Annotated in this window: 15 protein-coding genes; 1 reads left to right on the top strand and 14 read right to left on the bottom strand. The window is 62.4% G+C overall.

The window, feature by feature from the left end:
* Nucleotides 1-3 precede the first annotated feature (3 nt).
* The 12 genes from CCONF_RS08940 to CCONF_RS08990 form a co-directional block, all read right to left on the bottom strand.
* Nucleotides 4-939, bottom strand: a complete 936-nt coding sequence (locus CCONF_RS08940; protein ID WP_290222862.1) for a D-isomer specific 2-hydroxyacid dehydrogenase family protein — start codon at nt 937-939, stop codon at nt 4-6.
* Between the two features lie 66 nt (nt 940-1,005).
* Nucleotides 1,006-2,262: a glutamate 5-kinase gene (gene proB / locus CCONF_RS08945; protein WP_290222865.1), complete on the bottom strand. Its 1,257-nt coding sequence runs from the start codon at nt 2,260-2,262 to the stop codon at nt 1,006-1,008.
* A gap of 96 nt (nt 2,263-2,358) precedes the next feature.
* Nucleotides 2,359-3,888, bottom strand: coding sequence for a GTPase ObgE (gene obgE, locus CCONF_RS08950; protein ID WP_290222867.1), 1,530 nt, complete (start codon nt 3,886-3,888; stop codon nt 2,359-2,361).
* 71 nt (nt 3,889-3,959) lie between these two features.
* The gene (locus CCONF_RS08955; protein ID WP_353959522.1) at nt 3,960-4,967 is read right to left on the bottom strand and encodes a class C sortase; all 1,008 of its coding nucleotides are present in this window, start codon (nt 4,965-4,967) and stop codon (nt 3,960-3,962) included.
* A complete protein-coding gene (locus tag CCONF_RS08960; protein ID WP_290222869.1) occupies nt 4,955-10,948 on the bottom strand; it encodes a DUF5979 domain-containing protein in 5,994 nt (1,997 codons plus the stop codon). Before CCONF_RS08960 ends, CCONF_RS08955 begins: the two co-directional genes overlap by 13 nt.
* 20 nt (nt 10,949-10,968) lie before the next feature.
* Entirely contained in the window at nt 10,969-11,166 is a 198-nt protein-coding gene (locus CCONF_RS11520; RefSeq protein WP_353959497.1) for an LPXTG cell wall anchor domain-containing protein, read from the bottom strand.
* Entirely contained in the window at nt 11,115-12,221 is a 1,107-nt protein-coding gene (locus CCONF_RS08965) for a SpaA isopeptide-forming pilin-related protein (RefSeq protein ID WP_290222870.1), read from the bottom strand. The genes CCONF_RS11520 and CCONF_RS08965 overlap by 52 nt, the downstream gene beginning before the upstream one ends.
* A gap of 8 nt (nt 12,222-12,229) precedes the next feature.
* Nucleotides 12,230-13,159, bottom strand: a complete 930-nt coding sequence (locus CCONF_RS08970) for a class C sortase (protein WP_290222874.1) — start codon at nt 13,157-13,159, stop codon at nt 12,230-12,232.
* 70 nt (nt 13,160-13,229) lie between these two features.
* Nucleotides 13,230-14,753 (bottom strand): SpaH/EbpB family LPXTG-anchored major pilin, encoded by a 1,524-nt coding sequence (locus tag CCONF_RS08975; RefSeq protein WP_290222877.1) that lies wholly within the window; start codon nt 14,751-14,753, stop codon nt 13,230-13,232.
* A gap of 509 nt (nt 14,754-15,262) precedes the next feature.
* On the bottom strand, nt 15,263-15,547 hold the full coding sequence (gene rpmA / locus CCONF_RS08980) for a 50S ribosomal protein L27 (protein WP_290222880.1): 285 nt from the start codon (nt 15,545-15,547) through the stop codon (nt 15,263-15,265).
* A gap of 45 nt (nt 15,548-15,592) precedes the next feature.
* Nucleotides 15,593-15,898, bottom strand: coding sequence for a 50S ribosomal protein L21 (rplU, locus tag CCONF_RS08985; RefSeq protein ID WP_290222882.1), 306 nt, complete (start codon nt 15,896-15,898; stop codon nt 15,593-15,595).
* A 225-nt stretch (nt 15,899-16,123) separates the two neighbouring features.
* Nucleotides 16,124-19,681 carry a translation initiation factor IF-2 N-terminal domain-containing protein gene (locus tag CCONF_RS08990; RefSeq protein WP_290222884.1) on the bottom strand — a complete coding sequence of 1,186 codons (3,558 nt, stop codon included), beginning with the start codon at nt 19,679-19,681 and terminating at the stop codon, nt 16,124-16,126.
* 260 nt (nt 19,682-19,941) lie between these two features.
* Here CCONF_RS08990 and CCONF_RS08995 point away from each other — a divergent pair, with 260 nt between their 5' ends.
* Nucleotides 19,942-20,718: a hypothetical protein gene (locus CCONF_RS08995; protein ID WP_290222887.1), complete on the top strand. Its 777-nt coding sequence runs from the start codon at nt 19,942-19,944 to the stop codon at nt 20,716-20,718.
* Nucleotides 20,719-20,828: 110 nt separating this feature from the next.
* Here the strand turns inward: CCONF_RS08995 and ndk are convergent, their stop codons facing one another.
* A complete protein-coding gene (gene ndk / locus CCONF_RS09000) occupies nt 20,829-21,239 on the bottom strand; it encodes a nucleoside-diphosphate kinase (RefSeq protein ID WP_070769091.1) in 411 nt (136 codons plus the stop codon).
* Between the two features lie 81 nt (nt 21,240-21,320).
* Nucleotides 21,321-21,653: a hypothetical protein gene (locus CCONF_RS09005; protein WP_290222889.1), complete on the bottom strand. Its 333-nt coding sequence runs from the start codon at nt 21,651-21,653 to the stop codon at nt 21,321-21,323.
* Between the last annotated feature and the right edge of the window lie 4 nt (nt 21,654-21,657).

A 21,657-nucleotide genomic window follows, 5' to 3' on the forward strand; every position in this document is an offset into this window, starting at 1 on the left:
GGCTTAATAACCTGCTCCCGGGTTGACTTCGGTGGGCATCCGCTCGCCGGCGGCGAAGGCCCGGGCGTTGGCGTCAAAGACCGGGCCCATGTGCAAGCGCGCCACCCGCTGGGAGGCCGCGATGTGCGGGGTCATCGTGCAGTTTGGCAGCGCATAGAGCGGATGCCCGTCCGGCAGCGGCTCCGGGTCCACGACCTCCAGGCCGGCGCCGGCGATGGTGCCGTCTTGCAGCGCCTGCACCAGATCGTCGGTCACCACCGTGGCCCCGCGGCCAACGTTGACAAAAATGGCGCTGGACTTCAGGCGGGCGAAGAAAGAGGCATCGATAAGCCCGTTCGTCTCCTGCGTTAGCGGCAGGATGTTCACCACGAAGTCGGCGCGGCCCCAGACCTCACCGGCCTCTTTAAGCGCGAAGGTCTCGTTAGCGCCGGCGACCTCGCGCCCGGAATTATTCACGGCGATAACGTGCAGGCCGAACGGGGCGAGCAGCTCAATCAAGCGCTTGCCGATGCCGCCCGCGCCCAGCACCACCACCGTCTTTGGGTCGCGGCCGGCCGGGCTGTAGAGCCACGCCTGCTGCTTATCGAGCTCGCCGGCCACGCTCCAGTCCGCGGCCAGGGCGAAAGCCTTGTGTTGGTGGGCCTGGGAGAGCAAAAGGCCCAGCGCGGACTCGGCGACCGGGGTGGCGAAGGCGCCGGCCGAATTCGCCCAACGCAGCCCACCTTTCCTAATCAGCCCGGCCTCGATGAGGCCCTCCACCCCGGTGAAGCAGTGCTGGATGAAGCCGATGTTGCCCGGCATATCCGGGATCTTGGCGGGGCTCGGCGAGGTGTTGATATAGGCTTCCGCATCCTCGATCCGCTCTACCTGCTGGTGTCCGGCCGCCTCGATATCGGCGACCGTCTCTTCCCAAACGTAGGGTCCCATAAAATATTTCATGGGCCCCACGCTACGCGACCGAGCCGCCGGCCGCGCCGCCTTGCGCTTTCTTTTTTACCCTCCGTTTTACAGGCGGGAGGCGTAGTTGGACAGGTAGTCCGCGTGGACGACGGCGCGGTGCATCTCCACCGGCAGCTCGTCGGTGTGGCGGCCCATGATCTCGCGCAGGGTGCTGGAGTCGAAGTTGACCTCGCCGCGGCCGATGACCTTGGACTCCGGGCCGACGATGTCGACGATTTCCCCGGCGCGGAACTCGCCGTCCACGTCGGTGATACCGACCGCGAGCAGGGAGTTGCCGCCGCGGGTGACGGCCTCCTCCGCGCCGGCGTCCAAGCGCAGGGTTCCGCCGGAGTCCGCCGAGTACAGCGCCCAGAACTTCCAGGCGGACAGGCGGCGCTCCTCGCGGGTGTGGAAGACCGTCCCGACGCGGGAATCCTCCAGGGCCGGACCGATGTTATCCGCCGAGGTCAGCAGCACCGGCACACCGCCGCGGGCTGCCAGGCGCGCGGCCGAAACCTTGGATGCCATGCCGCCGGTGCCCACCTTGCCGCCGTCGCCGGCGGCCACGCCCTTGAGATCCTTGCCGGTGCGGACCTCGTCGACGAACTGGGCGCCCGGCTCCGCCGGGTTGCGGTCGTAGAGCCCGTCCACGTCAGAGAGCAGGAAGAGCGCGTCCGCCGAGGTCAGGTGCGCAACCAGGGCGGAGAGCCGGTCGTTGTCGCCGAACCGCATCTCGGAGGTGGCCACCGTGTCGTTTTCGTTGACGATCGGCACGGCGCGCAGGTGGCGCAGGCGCTCGATGGTCCGCTGGGCGTTACGGGCGCGGTCGCGCTTGCCGGCATCGGAAGCCGTCAGCAGGACTTGGCCCACGGTGCGGCCGTAGCGAGCGAAAGAACGCGACCACTCGTAGGCCAGGTGCACCTGGCCTACCGCGGCGGCGGCCTGCTTGGTGGCCAGGTCCGTGGGCCGCTGGGTCAGCCCCAGCGGCTTCATGCCCGCGGCTACGGCGCCGGAGGAGACCACGATGACGTCGGAGAACTCCATGCGGGCCTGGATGGCGTCCACAATCCGGTCAATTTTCTCTGGGGCGACGGAGAAATCGTCCCCGGTCAGCGAGGAGGAACCGATCTTTACCACCACACGCTTGGCTTTGGTGATCTCCTCGCGTAGCTGGGACTCGTGCCCCATCGCCAGGGACTCGTCGGCTTGCGGCGCCGGGGCCGGGAAGGGGGTCTCCGGAGCTTGATCCGCATACGGCTCCAGCGGCAGGGGCCGGGAAGGCTGGTCGGAAGAAGTACTGTGATTGTCCGATTGCGCAGTCATGTCCACCGATCATACAAACCTACCGCGCCGGCGTGCAGGCCTTACCTACTTTTGGCCCACCTCGCCCCGCGCGGCCGGCGCTGGCAATGGGGTTGTCTAACCCTGCCAGCGGTCGCGGTTGGCGCCCTCGCGGGTGACTTCTTCGTCCTGGCCGTAGTCGTATTCGTCGATAAGCCCGCGGCGGGCTTGGGAGGCGCGCTTGCGCTCGGCGGCGGAGACGCGCGAGGTGCCCTGCAGGCGGGCGTCGTGGCCGCGGCCAGCCAGGGTCGGATCCCCGGCGGTCATCGGCTCCCATTCGAAGGTGATGCCGCCGATGGTCACCGGCGCGCCCTCCACGGCGCCGGCCTTGCGCAGCTGGTCTTCCACGCCGGCCTTGGCCAGGCGGTCGGCCAGGTAGCCCACGGCCTCCTCGTTCTCGAAGTCGGTCTGGGTGATCCAGCGCTCGATCTTGTCGCCCTCGACGATGAAGCCGCCCTCGACCTCCGGGTCTTTTTCGACCGTGAACTGGGCGAAGGAACCGCCGGTGCGGGGGCCGACCGCCTTCGGGCGGATGACCGTGTGATTCGGATCTGCCTTCTGCTTCGGCCGCTCGCGGCGGGCCTTATCCACCGCTTCCATCAGGGCGTACTTCAGCGGATCCAGGCCCTTGCGGGCGACCGCGGAGATAATAAAGACCGGCCAGCCGAACTGCTGTTCCAGGTCATCCTTAACGAATTCCGCCAGCTCGGCTGCCTCCGGGACGTCGGCCTTGTTGAGGACGATAAGCCGCGGGCGGTCACGCAGATCGCCCAGGCCGGTGTCCTCGTCCAGCACGGACTTGTATTGGGCCAGCTCGTTTTCCAGCGCCTCGATGTCGGAGACCGGATCGCGGCCCGGCTCGATGCTGGCGGTATCCACGATGTGGACCAGCACTGCGGTGCGCTCGATGTGACGCAAAAAATCCAGGCCCAGGCCCTTGCCCTGGGAAGCGCCCGGGATAAGCCCCGGCACGTCCGCGATGGTGAAGGAAGAATCCCCCATGTCCACCACGCCGAGGTTGGGCTGCAGGGTAGTAAACGGGTAGTCACCAATCTTCGGCTTGGCCGCAGAGAGCACGGAAATCAGCGAGGATTTGCCGGCCGAGGGGAAGCCGACCAGCCCGACATCGGCCATCGACTTAAGCTCCAGGACCAGGTCGTGCGCCTGCCCCGGCTCACCCTGGAGCGCAAAGCCCGGGGCCTTGCGCTGGGCCGTAGCCAGCGCCGCGTTGCCTAGGCCGCCGTAGCCGCCCTCGGCCGCGATGAAGCGCGTGCCCGGGACCGTCAGGTCCGCCAGCACCCGGCCCTTGGCGTCCTGGACGACCGTGCCGGCGGGCACCTCCAGCACCAGGTCCTTGCCGCGGGCACCGTTGCGGTTGTCGCCCGCTCCGTTGCCGCCGCGCTCGGCCTTGATGTGCGGGCGATAGTGGAAGTCCATCAGCGTGTGGACCTGGTTGGAAACCTCCAGGACGATGTCCCCGCCGTGTCCGCCGTTGCCGCCGTCCGGGCCGCCGAGGGGCTTGAATTTTTCGCGGTGAACGGACACGCAGCCGTGCCCGCCGTCGCCTGCCTGCAAGTGCAAAACGACGCGGTCAACAAATCGGGCCATGGTGCCTCACCTACAATTCCCCACGTTAAGAACAGATTTTCACTTAAACAGGGAGTCTACCAGCCCGGTGCCTAGGGCCCGGAATGCTCACCTGCTACACCGTAGACACCATCGCCGGTCCTCGTCTCCGGTTGGTCAGCCTGCTGCCGACGGCGACGCCGGCGGCGCCACTCCTTGACGGCCACGATGATTAAGACGATCGCGATGATGGCCAGAGCGGCGAGCATCCACCAGCTAAACGACGGCTTCCACGAATAGTCCCCGTCGGATCCGAGATCCACGCGCTCGGCCTCGACCAGCAGGCGGTCCGAGTTAATCCCGTACGGGGTGCAGGTCACCAGCGTGAGCTTGTCTTTGCCCTCCTCGTAGGTCACCGCCTGCCAGTAGTCCGGCTTGACCACCTTGCGGCCGGTGACCCGGTAGTGCAGCTTCTCCCCCATCACTTCCACGGTGGCAATCTCGCCGTCCTTGAGCGTGGGCAGTCGGTCGAACATGGAGGCGTCAACCATGCCGGTGTGGGCGGTGATGACCGCGTTGGTGCCGGCCCCGCCCACGGGCAGGTCGCTGCCGAACATGTGGCCCGCACCCTCGTAAAGCACGTCCGGCTGGGTGCCGTGGTAGACCGGCAGATCCACGTCGATGGCCGCGATAGTGATGCGCCCCATCATGCCGTTGGTCTCCGGGGCATTCAGCGTCGACAGGTACTCCTGCCAACCGGGGGATTCGTCCCCCGGCGGCAGCGCGTGGTGGCCCTGCCGCGCCAGCCGGGCGTTGTAGTCACGCGCTTCCGCCAGGTACTGCTGCGACTTGTTCGGCGGATCGATCTTTTCCACTGCGCCGCTGTAGTCCTGAGCCTGCTTCTGGATCCGGTAGTCGTTATAAAGGGTCGCTACCACCGGATAGGACAAGATGAGGATACCAACGAGGATCCAGGCCAGGGAGCGCCAACGGCGGACGCGGCTAGGCCGGCCGGCGCGGCCGCCGTAACCACTGCGACCACAACGGCCGTGCCGCGCGGACCGGTCCGGGCTTGCCGCGGTGGCGCCGGCACCCGTGTCAGGATTCGTTAGGTCCGCGATGTCTCCTCCACTCCTCGGTTAGCATCAACCTCAATATCGTCATCTTCCCGGTTGCGCAGATAGCGAATCAAACCGGTTGCCAAGATAAGCAAGCCCAGCAGAAGGAACAAGACCAAGGTCTGACGACCTGTCTCGGGAAGGAGCCACGCCACGGACTCCTTCAAGCGCAGCGCTCCGTAAGAGTCAGAATCCGACACCTGAGAATTACCCGCCTTCGCGGTGACCAGTACCGTGCCGTCAGGGTCCTTCGGGTAAGAATAGTTCTCATCCCGCGGGCTATCAATGACTACATCAAAGGCGCAGGTCGTTTCTTCCTCAGCCTGAAGTACGCCAACCTCACACAATGCGGGCGGGACAGTGCCGTCCTCATCGAGGGTGAACTGCGTCCCATCGTCAGCCCTCACGGTCTTACCTGCCAAACCAGGCTCCTTGATTCTGAACGAATCCAGCGGCAAAACACCTGTGTTAGCAATGTCGTAATTAAAGCGCATTACATCTGCTTCATGCGGCAAGAGCGCCAGATCAGCCACCGCGCCCGTCACCGTGCTGAGTGGAGTTCCATCGATACGCTTAGTCACCTCCACGCCTGGGACATCATTAATACCGGTCAGGCTCCACGGCTGACCCGCGGTGCGTAAGTCACTAGCCTGGGCAACCGGCAAAATATCGAACTCCCACTCCCGGACATAGCTCATTCCTTGCCCGTCAGGGAGTTCGTTATCAGTGCTGACGGTGACCGCGTTGGCAATCCGATCTCCCGTGTCCCCGAGGCGAATAACCGAGTTCACGCCATCCACTCCGTTGTCAGTCTCCGAAACTGCGCAGGTGCGGTCGACTTCCAGCCCCTGGATCGTGTACGACTCTCCTGCCCGCAGACTGAACTCTTGGGAATTACAGGTATCTCGGAAACTAAACACTGCATCCTCTCCGGCCGCGCCGTTAGCCTCCTTCGTAAACTCGACATCGACGCGGGCGCGCGGGTGCATTGCTTCACCAGCCACCGTCATGACAGCTTCGCCGCTGGCCGATCTGGCATCTTCGGCCACCGGGAACTCATACGCATAGTTCTTCATCTCCGCAGTGACCTCATCAGGGGACAAACCGCTGAGCCTGCTGGAGGGGTTACTCTCATCGGCGCGCGCACCGATCCAACGGCCAAACTGCATGAACGGAGTGCGCTGCCCCTGCGTGACCTCCAGCTCAGGTCGCGCCTGCAAGGCTGCCGAATTGGCAGCACTAATCTCACACGTGCTACCCGCCGGCAGATCGATGCGTTTGCGCCCTGAGTTCGGGACCGCGCTTGCCGAAACCGAGTCCACCGCGTTCGTTTCCTGCGTACTGAAATCTACTATCCGGGTAGTTTGCGCCGGATCATCACAGGTTAGCTGGTAAGTATATCCTTTATCCCCCAGCCCCTCGAGGTAGCCCGTGTGAATGGCCACGACGTCTACCGGAACCATACGCCGCTCGTATTTATTCACGAAGGAGAACTCAACCGGGTTATCGGCGTTGCCTTCAACACGCTGTTGGACGACCTCGGGCTCCGCGGTGTGCTCGAGCCCCGCCGGAGTGCCCTCAACGCGTGCCTCGCGGAAGGTACACCACGCACCCGCCGGCACGTTCGTCACTTCCGACTCATAGGTGCGGGTGTACGTGCCGTCGCCGTTGTCCTGGCTGTCGGAGAAGTCGGCCAGCGAAAGCGTGTCCTTCAGGCGATCATCACCCTGCCCAATGCTGGAGTAGGCGTATCCCACACCCTTGCACTGGTACTGGAAGTCAAAAGTAGGCTGGTTCTGCTCCAACAGGTCGAAGCCTGCCTTCGTTGCCGTAATTTTCTTGGTCATCTTAAGCGGCGAATCAACGAAGCCATAATAGTTGGTCAGGTTGATGATGGTTCCCGGCGTCTGACCAGAATTATCCACCACGTCGAAGTATTGCGAGGTAGTCTCGCCGTCCTCCAAATCGGTATCCGTGAAGGTGCTGCCGTCGTTGCGATCCACCAACCAATCCACCTTGTGGGGCTGCAGATGGGTCTCCAACGGCGCGTCGGTCTCATCGGTTCCGGTCAAATACAGCTTCCCGAACCGGTCGCCGGTGATCTGGCAGTCCGCCCCCACTGGCACGCCGCGGAACGTCGTCGTTCCTGGGCCTTGGATCTCCGAGACAAACGTGTCCAGCAATTCGCCGTCCGCGTCATCATCCGTTTCCGGATCACGGCATTCCATGACGAATTCGTGAGTATAGAAAGCATCTCGGCCACCTGCCGCGCCGATGATATCGAAAGGAGCGTTGGCGATCTTGTTCAACTGGACGTCTGCTACCCGACGGGTATAGGTATTGGTGAATTCGACAGGTGTCCTCTCCTCGTTCACCGTGAAAGCGACAGCCCGTTCTTTCGTGATTCCACCAGCAGATGCTTCTTGGTCCACGTCGATGCCTTCGGCTGTCGTTGTCTCCCCCTCCGTCGCCGTACATTTCGACCCGAGGGGAACCCCACCAAAGACCCACGGCTCACCTACGGAACTTACCTTGCCTGAGAAGGTCTGCCCCGCCGTACCAGTCGGCAAGGTACACAGAACCTGCACGTCGAATTGACGGTTGCGCTTGACGTCCTTGCGTGCCTCCGAGATGAGGTGCGCGGTGGCAGGGTCAAAGGCCACTGTCTTGGTAACGGTCATCTCCGTATTCACAAAACTGTAGCCATGTTCGACGGTCACCACGGAGTTAGCCCCCACTGTGAAAGAGGAGTCATCGATCTGGGCTCCGTCGTCGAACGAATCCACCGTTTCTAGCCCGGTGTCAGGATCAATAGACTGCACTCGGCTGTCACGATCGATCCTATAGTCTTCAGAATCCTGATTCTGCCGGGTCAAGCCGTCTCGGCTGGTCTCTCGCAGCACGCATGTACTTCCCTCAGGTACCGACGACGCTGGGATTATGTGAGTAGGGCTCTCCTCGCTGAGCGTGAACCGAGATTCCTCAGCGGATAGCGGCAACTCCAGGCCATCATTTGTGCACTGAAGCTCATAATCAACCGGTTGAGAAAGCTCCGCGATCCCTACCGTGTTCTGCGACACGGTAACGCCCTCTCCGGCAGCGTCGAAGGTGTTAGTAACTTCAATGTCCTCTTGATCTGCATCGATGTCGTGGGAGATGGTGGCAGCATCCGTGCTCCACAAAACTCCCGAGGCGGACAACTCAGGCTGGCGCTCGCCAAAGGTACAGGTGTTCCCAAAGGGCACACCGAGGTAACCGTCCTGATCATTGACTAAGGAATCCAAGGTATCATCGCCGGTGCTGGCCTTAAGCAGGGAGGATTGCCCTGCTCCTAGGTTTGCGGAGCCAGTGAGCTGCACGTCACGAATAGTGCCATCCGGCATCTCCACTGAGCGCGAACCGCACTTAAAAGCCAGCTCATAGGTATCCGGTAGCCCAGAGCGAATTCCGTTGTCCTCCACCAGCTTCGTGAGGTTTACCTGCCCCAATTTGTTAACGTAATGGTTCACCACAACCACACGGTTTTGCCGATCGTCGTTCGACGAGGAGACTGTCAGCACCGGTGTTGTTTTAGCGGCTTCGTTAGATAACTCGGTCACTTCGTCGTTGGCATCTCCAGACCGAACCACGGTCTTATCCAGGTCGACTTTAGCGTCGCTTGGGGTATTTTCCTCCCAGACTCGACACTCAGAGCCTACTCGCACGCCAGAAATCTTGGCAGTTTCTTGATCACTAGTGCGGATGTCCAACGAGCCCGTGTTGGTCGCGGTCGGATCATCGCGCCACGTGCACCGGTATTCCACCGGGAAGCTCTCGTTGGTTACCAAACCGGCTGCTGGTCCCGTGACCTGCTTAATAACGGCGACATCGCGGGTCTGGAAGGAATACCGGGCTTCGATCTGCGCAGTAGCCGTCGTCGGTGTTTCTCCGTCAGAATAATCCGGCAGCTTAATCGGATAGCTTCCGTCGCCACGGGCTTCGACCTCGGTGCCATCCACGTCAACCGTGCGCCCGTCGAAATTGATTTGTTTGCTTTCTTCAGAGCTCAGTCCGCTCAAGGGAGTCAGCAAGCACTCGCGCCCGACAGGCACCCCTGCGAACGTGGCGCTTCCATCGAGTCCGTCTCCGGTTCCGGTGGCAGGAAGGTCAACGATTTGTGAATACGGCGTGCCCTCGCAACGTAGCTGGAACCGGTAGTTACGGTTTCCTCCAAATAAATCCACGGGCTCGCCCGCTATGTGTTTATTGATTTTCAGCGTTCCCTCGCGGTACCTGAAATTGTTGGTGGCAGTCACAGAATTACCGCCTGCCCCCAACGTCACGACTGTTTCTGGCAGAGCGCCACCAGTGGATTTGCCATTGTTCCATGACAAGGTGAGTTCCGTGCCAGGAGCAGTTGGACTAGTACCGTCGGGGAATTCTTCCTTTACTGTGCAGGTAGCTCCCTGTGGCAGTCCTTCCACGGTGTAGGACTGGCCGTTCGCAACAGTGTTCTTTCCAGCTAACTGGACACTCGGGTATGCGTCAGCGTAGCCAGCCGGTGCGGTGCACTTGTAGGACAAGGTAAAACGCGCGTTCAACTGCTCGGAGAACTCCGCTGCGTTGCCCTCCATTTTCTTGCCGATGGTCAGCGGAGTCGTTGCGAAGCGCGGTTGCCAGTCCACTGCACAGCTGACTGGTTCGGAGTACGGGTTATCCATCAGCAGCTCGCTGTATCCGCCCGCCGAGTTATTATTCAAAGTAAAGCCGCTGGGCACCTTGCCCTCGACAATGGTGAACCGATTGCTAGCAGTCTGACACGTCCACGTTGGTGTGTAGCGAGCTAGCGCACGTTGGGCGGCCGCGCCGCTGGCGGTCGATTTAAAGACCATCTGGTCAGCTGCCCGGGAACCATTGCGATCCGTTGGTTGGGGATCAGCCGGGGCCATATTCCGGATAACCTGCGTGCGCACACCAGCGCCCTGCCACGGTACTGTAGTGTCTTTCCCGTTGTAACGGGTGGCCATCGAAAAGTCGAATTTCGTAGACTCACCGGTGATCTGTTTTTCATCGGTGGTGTTAGAGGAGACACCACCCCCCATCTGTGCAAAGCTCAGGGCAAGGGCAAAGCCTTGGTAGCGGCGCTCAGAAAAAGTAGAGATCTCCAGCGTTCCTGGGCTGTCGCTACCTGCCAGATAGCCTCCGCCACGGCCAGGCACCGCGGTGCCTCCATTTTCAATGCAAGCAAAATCTTTTACTTTCCGGTCGCCTTGCGACCAGTAGTATTCCCTGGCTCCCGGCCCGAAAATGTTATTCGGCTCCGTGTTCTTAGTACAGGCTGGGATGAATTTAAGCCCATCTGACGAGGAGTTACTCGGCGTAAGACGCGTGTAGGGTTCCACGGTTTTACCCATTAGGGGCGCATCCACCCACAGGGACTCACCGTAAATCTGGGGTGTTGTCGCCTCACCCTCCGTATACACAATACGATAATTAGGAACAACCGCACCTGTAGCTTTGTCTCGCACTGTAATGTCGGTGAGACGGTACTTAAACTGGTTTCTTGGCGCACCGCCGCCCATTGTGTGCCGCAAAATTGGTTTGGTCGAATCATTCGCATAAGGAGTGAAGGCATAGTTGCCGAAGACGCTCTCGGCTAGCCCGTCGCGGAAAATGGCAGCCTGCCCTTCACTCCCGTTGACGAGGGACGCATTAAACGTCAACGTGTAGCGGCCGAGGTCGCGGGTAAAAGCCTTTGGAGTGCGGGTGAGATTTTCAAAACCCTGCAGATCAATCCAGCACAGTTGTCCCGCGTAGGGTTTAGCCGCAGCTAAGCCCGGCTGCCTCAGGCCGCACTGACCAAATTGGGTGCCATCTGTTGTCCAGTTTCGGTCCGTTTGTGCTTGGGCAGAAGGTACCGTCTGTTCTTCCCATGGCGTTCCAGGAACGGCCATGAGCGCTGCTAAGACCACGACAGACATGATTGCCGCGGAAATACGTTGCAAGTAACTAGGCGATTTTTTCATTATTGCTCACTACTGTTGCTACTAGATTGGAGAAAATCTTTCCGAGAATCCTCATCTGCTCTCCGGCGACGCAGGAAAATTATCCCGGCTAAGATAAGGCACAACCCAGCTAGAACTAGCCCAAGGATGCTAGCACCGGTCGAGGCTAAGATATCGCGGGGCGTGCTCCTCTGTTCACCAGGTTCCGCGCCATCCACGTTGTTGTCGGCTTGGTCACGATCGCTCTGGCTCGATTCCTCACCTGGCTTTTCCCTGCGGTGGACGTGGTGTTGAAGTCGTCCTCCTCACGCGGTGGCACCGGCTCAGTAGTGGATGCGGAATCAATGACTACTGTCACCAATGGAGACAGGACGCGATCATGTGCAGTCATTCCATCGAACGCCACCGCCGCGCGGTTCAGGACTCGTGCACCGTCGTCAAGATCGGAGCGCAAGATGCCGTGGAGCTGCACTTCCATACGCGTCTCGGGGTGCCCTGCACGTGCCTGCGCTACCGTGTGTAAACCAACGTCGGTGAGTTCAAAGCTTAAGACCCGCCCGGAGCTGGATTCCACGTAGTGCCTTCCGGGCTCTAGTCTCATCGTCTTACCCAACGAACGGACAGTGACTGTGTCAACCTCACCCGAAGCGAAAGCGTCGTCCAGCTGGTCAGAGAACTCATAGCGGTACAGCTTTCCGTGAGCGTCCACGTCCGGTACGTTCGATTCCACTCGGTATGACACTCTCTGACCGGGACGGGCAGCCGCCACCTGAGATTCCTTATTAACAAAGAGGGGTTGGGTCTTGCCGCGGACCAGCTTCCGTTCATCGGACCTGACAAGGACTAGCGCTGGGCTCGTGGTAGAAGGCCGGTCTTCCCCAACAAAAGACGGTAGTTCAACCAGTTGATAGACACCCGGTTGGATGCCCGAGAATACGGCGAGGCCATCGTTACCAGTCGTCGCTGTGTAGACAGCACCGCGCGACGTACCGGGCGCTTCAGTCAACAACTGAGGATTGCTTCGCGCCAAGGTACTCAACTCGTCATCATCGTTTGCGGCGATATCAGGCAGCCTTGTCAATTGAAAGGTTGCCCCAGGAACGGGAGGTTCCCCCTCCTTGCCCACCCCATCAGTCTTGGCCACTACCAGGCTCGGGAGCTCCTGTGCCCGCACTTCAGTCTGTATCCCTACGAGACCGAACACCGCACACAGAAACACCAACAGAACATAACCAGGGAGGGCCATATGCCCTCGCACCGATGCAAACGACATCCCTACTCCTAGCTATTGTCTGTTTTTATTGTCTTACTGTCCGCCGAAGCGTCAACGCCCTCGGCGGCGTGGCGCTTGCGACGTTGTGAACGAATCCACCACAACAAATAAAGAAGCACGAACAACCCGATGATGACTGCCGCAATCATCCACGGCTGCCAAGGGCTATGGTATTCCTGCTCGATGTTGCCGGGCAGTTCGGTGCGTTCTCCATGGACGAGGAGGCGGTGCGAGTTGATCCCGTAGGGAGTACAGGTCACCAGGGTCAAAAGGTCCTTGTCGACGACTGGCCGGATAGTTTCGATGTCTTCCGGTAGGACGGTCTCAATTGAGGTCACCTTGTACGCCAACTTCTCCCCCATCACCTCCACGGTGAAGACTTCGCCTTCGCGAATGTGGGTGAGGTTGTCGAACATGGTCAGCGTCGCCAAGCCAGTGTGCCCTGTCAGCACCGAGTGCGTACCGGCGCCACCGACGGGTAGCGCCGTGCCGTACAGGTGCCCGACGCCATGGGATAGGACGCTCGAGTCGGTGCCGTGGTAGACGGGCAAATCGATCCCGACCGACGGCGCCCGCAGGCGCGCCATGTTGTCGAAGGCGTCGAGGTGCCCAAGGTACTCGCGGTACTCCTCCGAGTTTTTGTCCGGCCCCGTAGTCCACGGGTCCGGGGCTCCGAACTCCGGCAGCCGGGAGTTATAGTCCCGAGCCGCAGCCAGCGCGGCATCCCGCTCAGCAGGGTCGAGCTGCGCCACGTTGCGCGAATATTCTTCCGCAATCCGGTTTTGCTCGACGTTTTTGTAGTGCGTCAGCACGACCGGAGTGAGAAAGATGAGGGCGGCGATTACGAGGTAGACGACGGAGCGGTAGCGTTTCCACCACCCACGACGGAGCGCCCGCGTGACCATCACAGGCTGCGCGCGGTCATCGCCTGCTTGCATTTCGACTCCTCACATTCGCGAACGCACCCTTGGCAGATAAGCCTTCTCCTGTCGGATTGATCCCTTCGTCTTATGCCGTTGCGCGGGAATCCTTGTAGCTGGTGTACAGGCCACGGGCCAAGAAGGCCACGCCAACCAGGAAGGCGATCAGGATGCCCCAGGCACCGGTAGCCGGCAGCTGGCCGATGATGGAATCACGCTGGTTCTCCACGGAGACGGACAGCGCGCGGTTATCGATGTCCACGTTGACCGGCTGCGGCTGCGGGTTACGGACGAAGCCCTCTGGGGCCTTGGTCTCCAGCACGCAGTAGGTGTTGCTCACAGTGCCGGTCGCACCGGTGGAGGTGGACTGCAGCGGGATCGCGTAGCCGTTCGCCGTTGCGTCAGAGGCGTCATCGGCCCCACCGCCGGCGGTAGTCAGCTCAGTAACGGTATTACCACCGGTTTGCTCGGAAGAAACCTCGACGGCGTCACCGAGCAGCTGGTAGCTTCCGTCATCCTGCGCAGAGCACTGGTAGAGCTCGAAGGTTGCGCCGTTCAGCGAACCTTCCGAAGCCGGCGAGGTCTTCGTAATGGTCAGGTCGCCGAAGACGGTGTTGGTCGGGGTATCACCGTCGTCGGTGGTACTGTCCTGGCCGTTCGGAAGCTCCACGGTCGCGGAGTTGTTGATGACCCCGCCTTCTGGAATGGACTTAACAACCGCTGGGAAGTTGACGCTGACCTGCAAATCCGATTTGGACTGGCGGGCCTCCTGCAGCTTTGCGCGGCCCTCGGGGGTGAAGTTGACGCGGACTTCCTGTCCGTTCACCGAGATTTCGTAGTCGGTGCCGCCGGCCAGATCGACATCGCCGTTGTTACTGACTGTCACGTCGCCGACCGCCGGGGCGTCCAGGTTCTCAACCAGGTTATCCACGATGTTGAAGCGGTTTAGATTCCCTGCCGGAACCGGAGCGTTGATGGTGTATTCCAGGGCCTTGCCGATGGTGACGCCGTCATCCTTGACCTGCTTGTTTGGGGTCACGTCCTGGTTCTTCGGCTGAACGGTGCGGGTGTATTCCCATTCGCCGTTGTTGTCATACGGAAGGGTGACGAAGAACGGGGCCGCCACGGTGTAGTTCTGGAACTGGACCTCGGTGACGCGGTAAACGCCCACGGACAGGCCGTTGGCGGCCGTGGTCAGGTTAATAACACCCTGAGCGTTGGTGGTGAAGACGCCGTCTTCACCACCGTTAACCGCGGTCACGTCCAGGTTCTCATCTTCAGGGTTGAGGTCGCCAACCTCTGCCCAGCCGGCCGGGTCCGTCAGATCGATGCCGTTAACGCGCTCGACGCGGAACTTTGCCCCCGGGAGCGGGGTGGAGGTGTCGCCCGGATCGCCTAGGAACTTCTCAATGTTCAGCGCCACGTCCTGGCTAGCGTCAATGACGCTGGCGGCGGCGTTTGCATCGGCGTTCGGGGCCAGAGTGGCTTCAGCGCCAGTCTCCTGGTCAGTCTCCTGGGCCAGGGCGAAGTTCGCGCCTGCACCGATAAAACCAGTGGTCAGGGTCAGGGTAGTCGCAGCCACTGCGGCGGCAATCTTCTTGGAAGCGGTCATGTTTTACAGGCCTCTCAGCTTAAGAAATATGTCCCCTTAGACCCTTCACCACGAGTGGTGATCGGCAGGCCTCGGGAGTATGCACAACACAGGAGATCTTAAGCCACCCACTAATTAAACACAAGTCCTACAGCCCCCAGAAGTCCCCCTCACCTTACTTAGGCTTTTAAGTAATCTTGATTGCGCACATTTCCATATGCTGCACAGATAGAACTATCAGTCAAAGTAGTCCATCGCAGCTCAAATATACACAATAGCGGTTGCGGAGCCACTCCGCTCATGCTACAGAGTGACATAAATGTCGCAATCCTCACGCTACGCTATAGAAACTCCGAGCGTTCCTTCAGCTTTTCGATACAGCCGGCCCCACACAGCACGTTTTATATTCATACTCTCCTTGCCCCAGCACAGCCCCTTCGCCCGACTGAAGCTGGTAGACACTCTGGGTATAGAAAAACCCGCCACCCACGCTAGCCGCGTGGAATGACGGGTGTGAAACCTAGTAGGTACTAGGCGGAAGCTTCCGCAGCCGAGGCAGCTACCTCGGCCGGGGCAATGTTGACGATGCGACGCCCGCGCTTGACACCGAACTCGACGGAGCCGGCCTCGAGCGCGAACAGGGTGTCGTCGCCGCCACGGCCCACGTTCTCACCCGGGTGGAACTTGGTGCCGCGTTGGCGAACGATGATCTCGCCGGCCTTGACCTGCTGACCGCCGAAGCGCTTAACGCCGAGGTACTTCGGGTTGGAGTCACGACCGTTAGAAGTGCTGGATGCACCCTTCTTGTGTGCCATTGTGGTTTCCCTCCTTCAAGGGGTGTCTAGTGCAAGCCTCGCAGCTTACTTGATACCGGTAATCTTCAGAACAGTAAGCGGCTGGCGGTGGCCCATGCGCTTCTTGTAACCAGTCTTGTTCTTGTACTTCATGATGTTGATCTTCGGGCCCTTGGCCTGATCAACGATCTCAGCGTCGACCTTGACCTTAGCCAGGTCATCGGCCTTCGACTTGACGTTTGCGCCATCGACGAGCAGAACCGGGGTGAGAGCCACGGCAGAGCCTGGCTCACCCTCGATCTTCTCGACCTTGACGAGGTCACCTTCGGCAACCTTGTACTGCTTTCCGCCGGTCTTGACGATCGCGTACATAGAGGGTTACCCCTTATCTAAACTCGGCTCAGGGGCAGGCGAGGCCCAGCCCCTGAATGGACAATTACTTTTGCGCTTGAGTCCAGTGCCGGCGCGACACGTAAGTCATGAGACTTCTGGCGCGGCTCAACTGGACTTAAACGGCGACTTGGAAATCCTACCCCGACGGGACTGGAAAAGACAAACCGCGTCTTTCCTGCACCCGCCGGTCACACCAATTTCTGCCTATTTCCTGCTTCGGCGCGTCGCCCGGCGGCGGCCCCGGGTGGACTGCTTCCGGGTTTCTGCACCACCGCCGGCTTTGTGTCCATCGGTGTCACGCCGCGGCTGGTTTGCACGGGCAAGACCGGACTCCGCCTGCTCCGGCTGGGCGGCCTTCGTCGAGCGTCGCACTGCCCGCCGGCGGCGCCCGCGGACCACGGTTTTGGTGTTGTCCTCGGCCTGCACCGCAGAACCAGCCCGCGAGACCTGGGCCGGGGCCTGCTCCTGTGCCGGAGCGGACTGCCCGCCGCGAGGGTTGCCGCGCCCACCGCGCTGTCCGCCGCTGCGGCGAGTAGCCCGGCGACGGCCACGCTTGCCGCGCGCCGGCTGGTCCGGGGAAGAATCGCCGGCATCGTCAGCAGCGTCCTCCGCCTGGGCCTGCACGCTGGCCGCAGGCTGCGCGGAACCACTGCCCTGGCGCGGGAAATCCTCCCGGCGCGGACGGTGATCGGAACGCGAGTTCCCGCGGGTCTTGCGCTTGCGACGCGGCGAGGACTCGAATTCCTCGACCGCCTCGTCGTAGGAGGTGGCGCCACCAGCTTGTTCCGGCTGGGCGTCCTCGTCCGGCACGTAGTCCTTGAACTCGGCGACATCGTCTCTGTCGGCGGCGTTGTCGGCCGCGGCGAAAGCGATCTTCTCAATATCGCTGACCGAGTCCTGGGACTGATCATCGCGGGGCTGGTCGTCGCGGGAGCGGTTCGAGCGACCTCCCCGGCTGCCGCGGCGACGGCGGCGACGCGAGGAGCCCTTGCGGTCCTCGGAATCGCGGTCGCGGCGGTCGTTGCGCTCGTCGTGATCTTCGCCGTCGTGGGCGGCGCTGTCGTCCTTGACCACGCTGGCCACCAGCTGGTCGATCTCCTTGGTGCCGTCGCGGGACTCGGACTTGGAGCCCTGCTTTTCGTCGGAGCGCTGGTCGCGCCCCTGGCCCGAGTCCGCGTGGTTGTGGTTGCGGCGGTCGTGGTGCCCGTGGCTGGAGTGATCGTCGGTGTGCTCGACCGGGTCGTCGTGAGTGATGATGCCGCGGCCCTGGCAGTGCTCGCACTCGGTGGAGAAGGTCTCCAGCAGTCCTGCCCCCAGGCGCTTGCGGGTCATCTGCACCAGGCCCAGCGAGGTGACCTCGGAGACCTGGTGGCGGGTGCGGTCGCGGCCCAGGGCCTCCTTGAGGCGACGCAGGACCAACTCCTGGTTTTCGGGCAGCACCATGTCGATGAAGTCGACGACGATCATGCCGCCCAGATCGCGCAGGCGCATCTGCCGCACGATCTCTTCTGCGGCCTCAAGGTTGTTGCGGGTCACGGTCTCCTCAAGGTCACCGCCGGAGCCGGTGAACTTGCCGGTGTTGACGTCGATGACGGTCATGGCCTCCGTACGGTCGATGACCAGCGTGCCGCCCGAAGGCAGCCACACCTTGCGGGCCAGGGCCTTCTGCAGCTGCTCGTCGATCCGATAGACCTCGAAGGCGTCCTGGCCGCCGTGCTTTTTCCGATCGAAACGCTCCACCCGGTCTGCCAGGTCCGGGGCGACCGACTGGATATAGGCGTTGACCGTGTTGAAGGCTTTCTTGCCGTCCACGACCAGGTGCTTGAAGTCGCCGTTGAACAGGTCGCGGACGACCTTGACCAACATGTCCGGCTCCTCGTAGAGGGTCACCGGCTTCGCGCCCTTGGACCTCTTTTCCTTCTCCGCGCGCTCCTGGATGTCCTCCCAGACCCCGTGCAGGCGGCCAACGTCCGTGGCGATGGCCTCCTCGGAGACGTTCTCCGCGGCGGTGCGGATGATCGTGCCACCCTCGCCCGGCACGACGCGCTGCAGGATCTCCTTAAGGCGCTTGCGCTCCGGGGCGGGCAGCTTGCGGGAAATACCGGCGCTGCGGCCGTTCGGCACGTAGACCAGGAAGCGGCCAGCCAGGGAGATCTGCGTGGTCAGGCGCGCACCCTTGTGCCCGATCGGGTCCTTGGATACCTGGACCAGGATCTGGTCGCCGGACTTTAAGGCCTGCTCGATCTTGCGGGAGCGGCCTTTGAGCCCCATGGCGCGCCAGTTCAGCTCGCCGGCGTAGAGCACGCCGTTGCGGCTCTCGCCGAAGTCGACGAAGGCGGCTTCCATCGACGGCAGCACGTTCTGGACCCGACCCAGGTAGATATTGCCGATGAGCGAGGCCTGCGAGTCCGAGGTCACGAAGTGCTCGACTAGGAGATCGTCTTCCAGGACGCCTACTTGGGTGACGGAACCGGCGTGGTCGACGCGCTGGCGCTCGCGCACCACCATCGTGCGCTCAACGGATTCCCGGCGCGCCAGGAACTCCGCCTGGGAAACGATGTGCTTGCGCTCCCGGCCCTTCTCGCGCATCTCCGCCCGGCGGCGCTTCTGCGCCTCGATGCGGGTCGAGCCCTTGATGCCGCGCGGGGCCTCGATTCGCTCCGGCTCGTCGTCATCGCCGCCCGCATCATCCGGCTCGGCCTGTCGGGCCGGCTTGGCGGCATTCGCCTGTGGGGCGATGAAGACCGGCGCGTAATCCGCGGCATTATCCTTGGCCGCTGCCTGGTGCGGCGGCGTCAGGGCCGCGACCAGATCCTCCAGGTCCTCGTCGCGCTCGAGATCAGCGTGCTCGTCCTCGGCCTGTGCAGTGTCAGTCTGGTCAGCCTGGTCAGCCTGCGTGCTGCCGATGCCGTCCTGGTCACCGTGGCCGGCTGCTGCCTCGGCGTCGTCGGCGCCGTCGGACGCCTCGGTCGTGGCGAGGTTCTGCAGCTCGGACTCGACCTTGTCGGCGATCTGGTTGAACTCGTTTTCCACGTTCTTGCGCACGCGGTCGCGCAGTTTTTCCTCGGCGGCTGTAGCCACGGCATCGGCCGAGTCCTCATGCTTGGGCTCGTCGCCTGCCGGGACCTCGGCATCCGAGGCCTGCTCGCGCGGCTCCTCGTCCTGCTGCTGCGGCTTGGCCGGGGCGGCGGCGCGCACGGCCTGCTTCTTGGTGGACTTGCGGGTTGCGCGCTTGCGGGTCTTCTTGGGCTTGTCCGCGCTCTTGTCCGCGGCGTTATCCTCGGCCTGCTCCTCAGCCGGGGCGCCCTTTTCCGGCTTGGCCTCCTCGGACTTGCCCTCCTCGGCCTTAGCCTTCTCGGAGTTAGTGGCGGCCCGCTTGCCCTTGGTCGTGGCCTTCCGCTTGTTCTTAGTGGACTTGGTGGACTTGGTGGCCTTCTTCTTGGCCTGGGGCGCGTCCTGGGCCTCGGGCTCCGGGTCGGTTGTGGCCGCGGAGGGGGCATCGCCAGCCGGGGCCTGCGAGCCGGCGGCTTGGATGCGGTCGAGCATCTGCTCGGCCTCCGCCTTGCTCAGGCCGGACTGCGGGGCTTTCTTGATGCCCTGCTGGGCGAACTGTTCCACCAGGGCCTTGGAGGAAATCCCCAGCATCTTAGCGAGGGCGTAGAGCCGCGTCTTCTCCTTCAGCTGGCTCCTACCGATTCGCTCGGCCAACGCGGCGGCCGCCGATAAATCCGTATTCTGTTCGTTTTTAGTCTTTGCAGCCACGGGCTACTCCTGACGTCTAGTGGCGCGAGGGCAAGCTCGCCGCGGGGCCGCGCAAGTCATCCAAGCTGCAGGCAAGCACACCGCGGGGCTTTCTACCCTGAAAGCGCCGAAAGTTTAAGTGTTAAAGATTGAGTATTTAGTTATGCACAACTGCAAGCCCGGCACACAGGCTCTAGCTCCTATTGTGGCACACTTGGGCACCCGCTTCTTCCCACACCTGCCCGAGCGCGCGGAAATTCGCGCTATGTTAGCTTAAGACCATGTCCGACGGCGAACTCGTGCCCACCTCACCGGCAGCAGCAATCCGGCACTACCGGCGGCGCAACGAGTTCAACCCGCGCGAGCTGCTTGCCTTCACCACCACGGCGAGCTTCGGCGTGGGCTTTTTCTTCCTAGACCATACGGCCTTCTACGTCCTTGGCGCGCTGTGCCTGGTGGCGGCGGTGGCCAGCGGGGTCAAGATCGCCCGCCACTACCAGAAGGCCGTGGCCGTCTCGCAAACGGAATTCCGGGACGGCGACTACCCCGCCGCCGCCTACTTCGCCCCGCTCATTCCCATCGTCGCGCCCCTGCTGGCCCTGCCGGCACAGGCGCTCGGCTGGGATTTTTCGGTCCCGCCGGCGGTGGCCACGCTGTCCACGGCGGCGTTTTACAGCGTGGGACTGTTTCTTTCCGGCACCGTGCACTTCCGGCGCTCCTACAGCATTGGCCGCCGGCGCATCCAGCGGATGGACTTCGAGCTGACCGAGCTGACCGCCACCACGCAACGCCTGGCCGAGGAGAATACCGATATCCTCGCCGCGCTCATCGCCGTCGGCGCCGTCGACGGCAACGAGGTGAGCTTGAAGGGACTTCACAGGATTCTGGACCCCGCGCTGGCCGCGGACGAGGAAGCGCTGCGCGAGCGCCTGCAGGAGCTAGACAGCGCCAAGCTGGTTAAGCTCCGCGTGCCCATCTGGCAGGGAGAATCCGCCCGCTGGGATATGAGCATTACTCCCCTGGGCGTGCACGCGCTGAGCGAGTCGCAGCGGCGCTAAATCCAGCCCCCGCAGTGTGCCCGCGTAGTAATGCTTTGAATGTACGAAACCCCCGCGCGGTGGCCGGAATACCGAGGCACCGCTGGCGGGGGCAGTAAAGAGGTTGCGTCTTAGAGGTTCGGGAACCAGATGGAGATCTCGCGCTCAGCGGACTCCGGGGAATCGGAGCCGTGAACGACGTTCTCACCGACGGTCAGGGCGAAGTCACCGCGGATGGTGCCCGGGGTGGCCTTCTCGACCGGGTGGGTGCCGCCGGCCAGCTGACGCCAGGCAGCAATGGCGCTTTCGCCCTCGACGATGCCTGCGACCAGCGGAGCGGAGGTGATGAAGTCCACGAGCTCGCCGAAGAACGGCTTGTCCTTGTGCTCAGCGTAGTGCTTTTCTGCGGTTTCGCGGTCTGCGGTGCGCAGATCCATTTCCACCAGCTTGAGGCCCTTGCGCTCAATGCGGGAGATGATTTCGCCTACGTGGCCGTTCTTGACGCCGTCCGGCTTGATGAGAATAAGAGTACGTTCAGTCATACCGGCCATCGTACCGAATACCGAGCGATCCTTCGCACTGGAGCCGCCAAAAATCGGCCACGACCGCGGTACGCGGTCGCGCTAGCGGCCGGTGGTCAGCTGGCTGACCATGGCTTCGGCCTCGTCGTGGCCGACGTGGCGGTACCACAGCCGGACCTGCTTGACCGCGGTGCCGTACTTGCCGGCGGAGACGAGCTCGCGGATTTCTTCTTCGCGCTCCGGGGAGAAATCTGCCTGGCGCAGGGGGCGATCCTTGCCTGGGCGATCCTGGTCCCCGCGGAACAAGGCCAGCGCCAGGAAGGCGGCCGCCACGATAAGCCCCACCGCGATGACCGCGCCCGGCCAGTTGAAAGCGCGCGCGAGGATGACCACCACGCAGGCCAGCGCGGCCAGCAGCGAATACACGTAGCGCACGGCG

This window comes from Corynebacterium confusum, assembly GCF_030408715.1.
GTDB lineage: Bacteria > Actinomycetota > Actinomycetes > Mycobacteriales > Mycobacteriaceae > Corynebacterium > Corynebacterium confusum.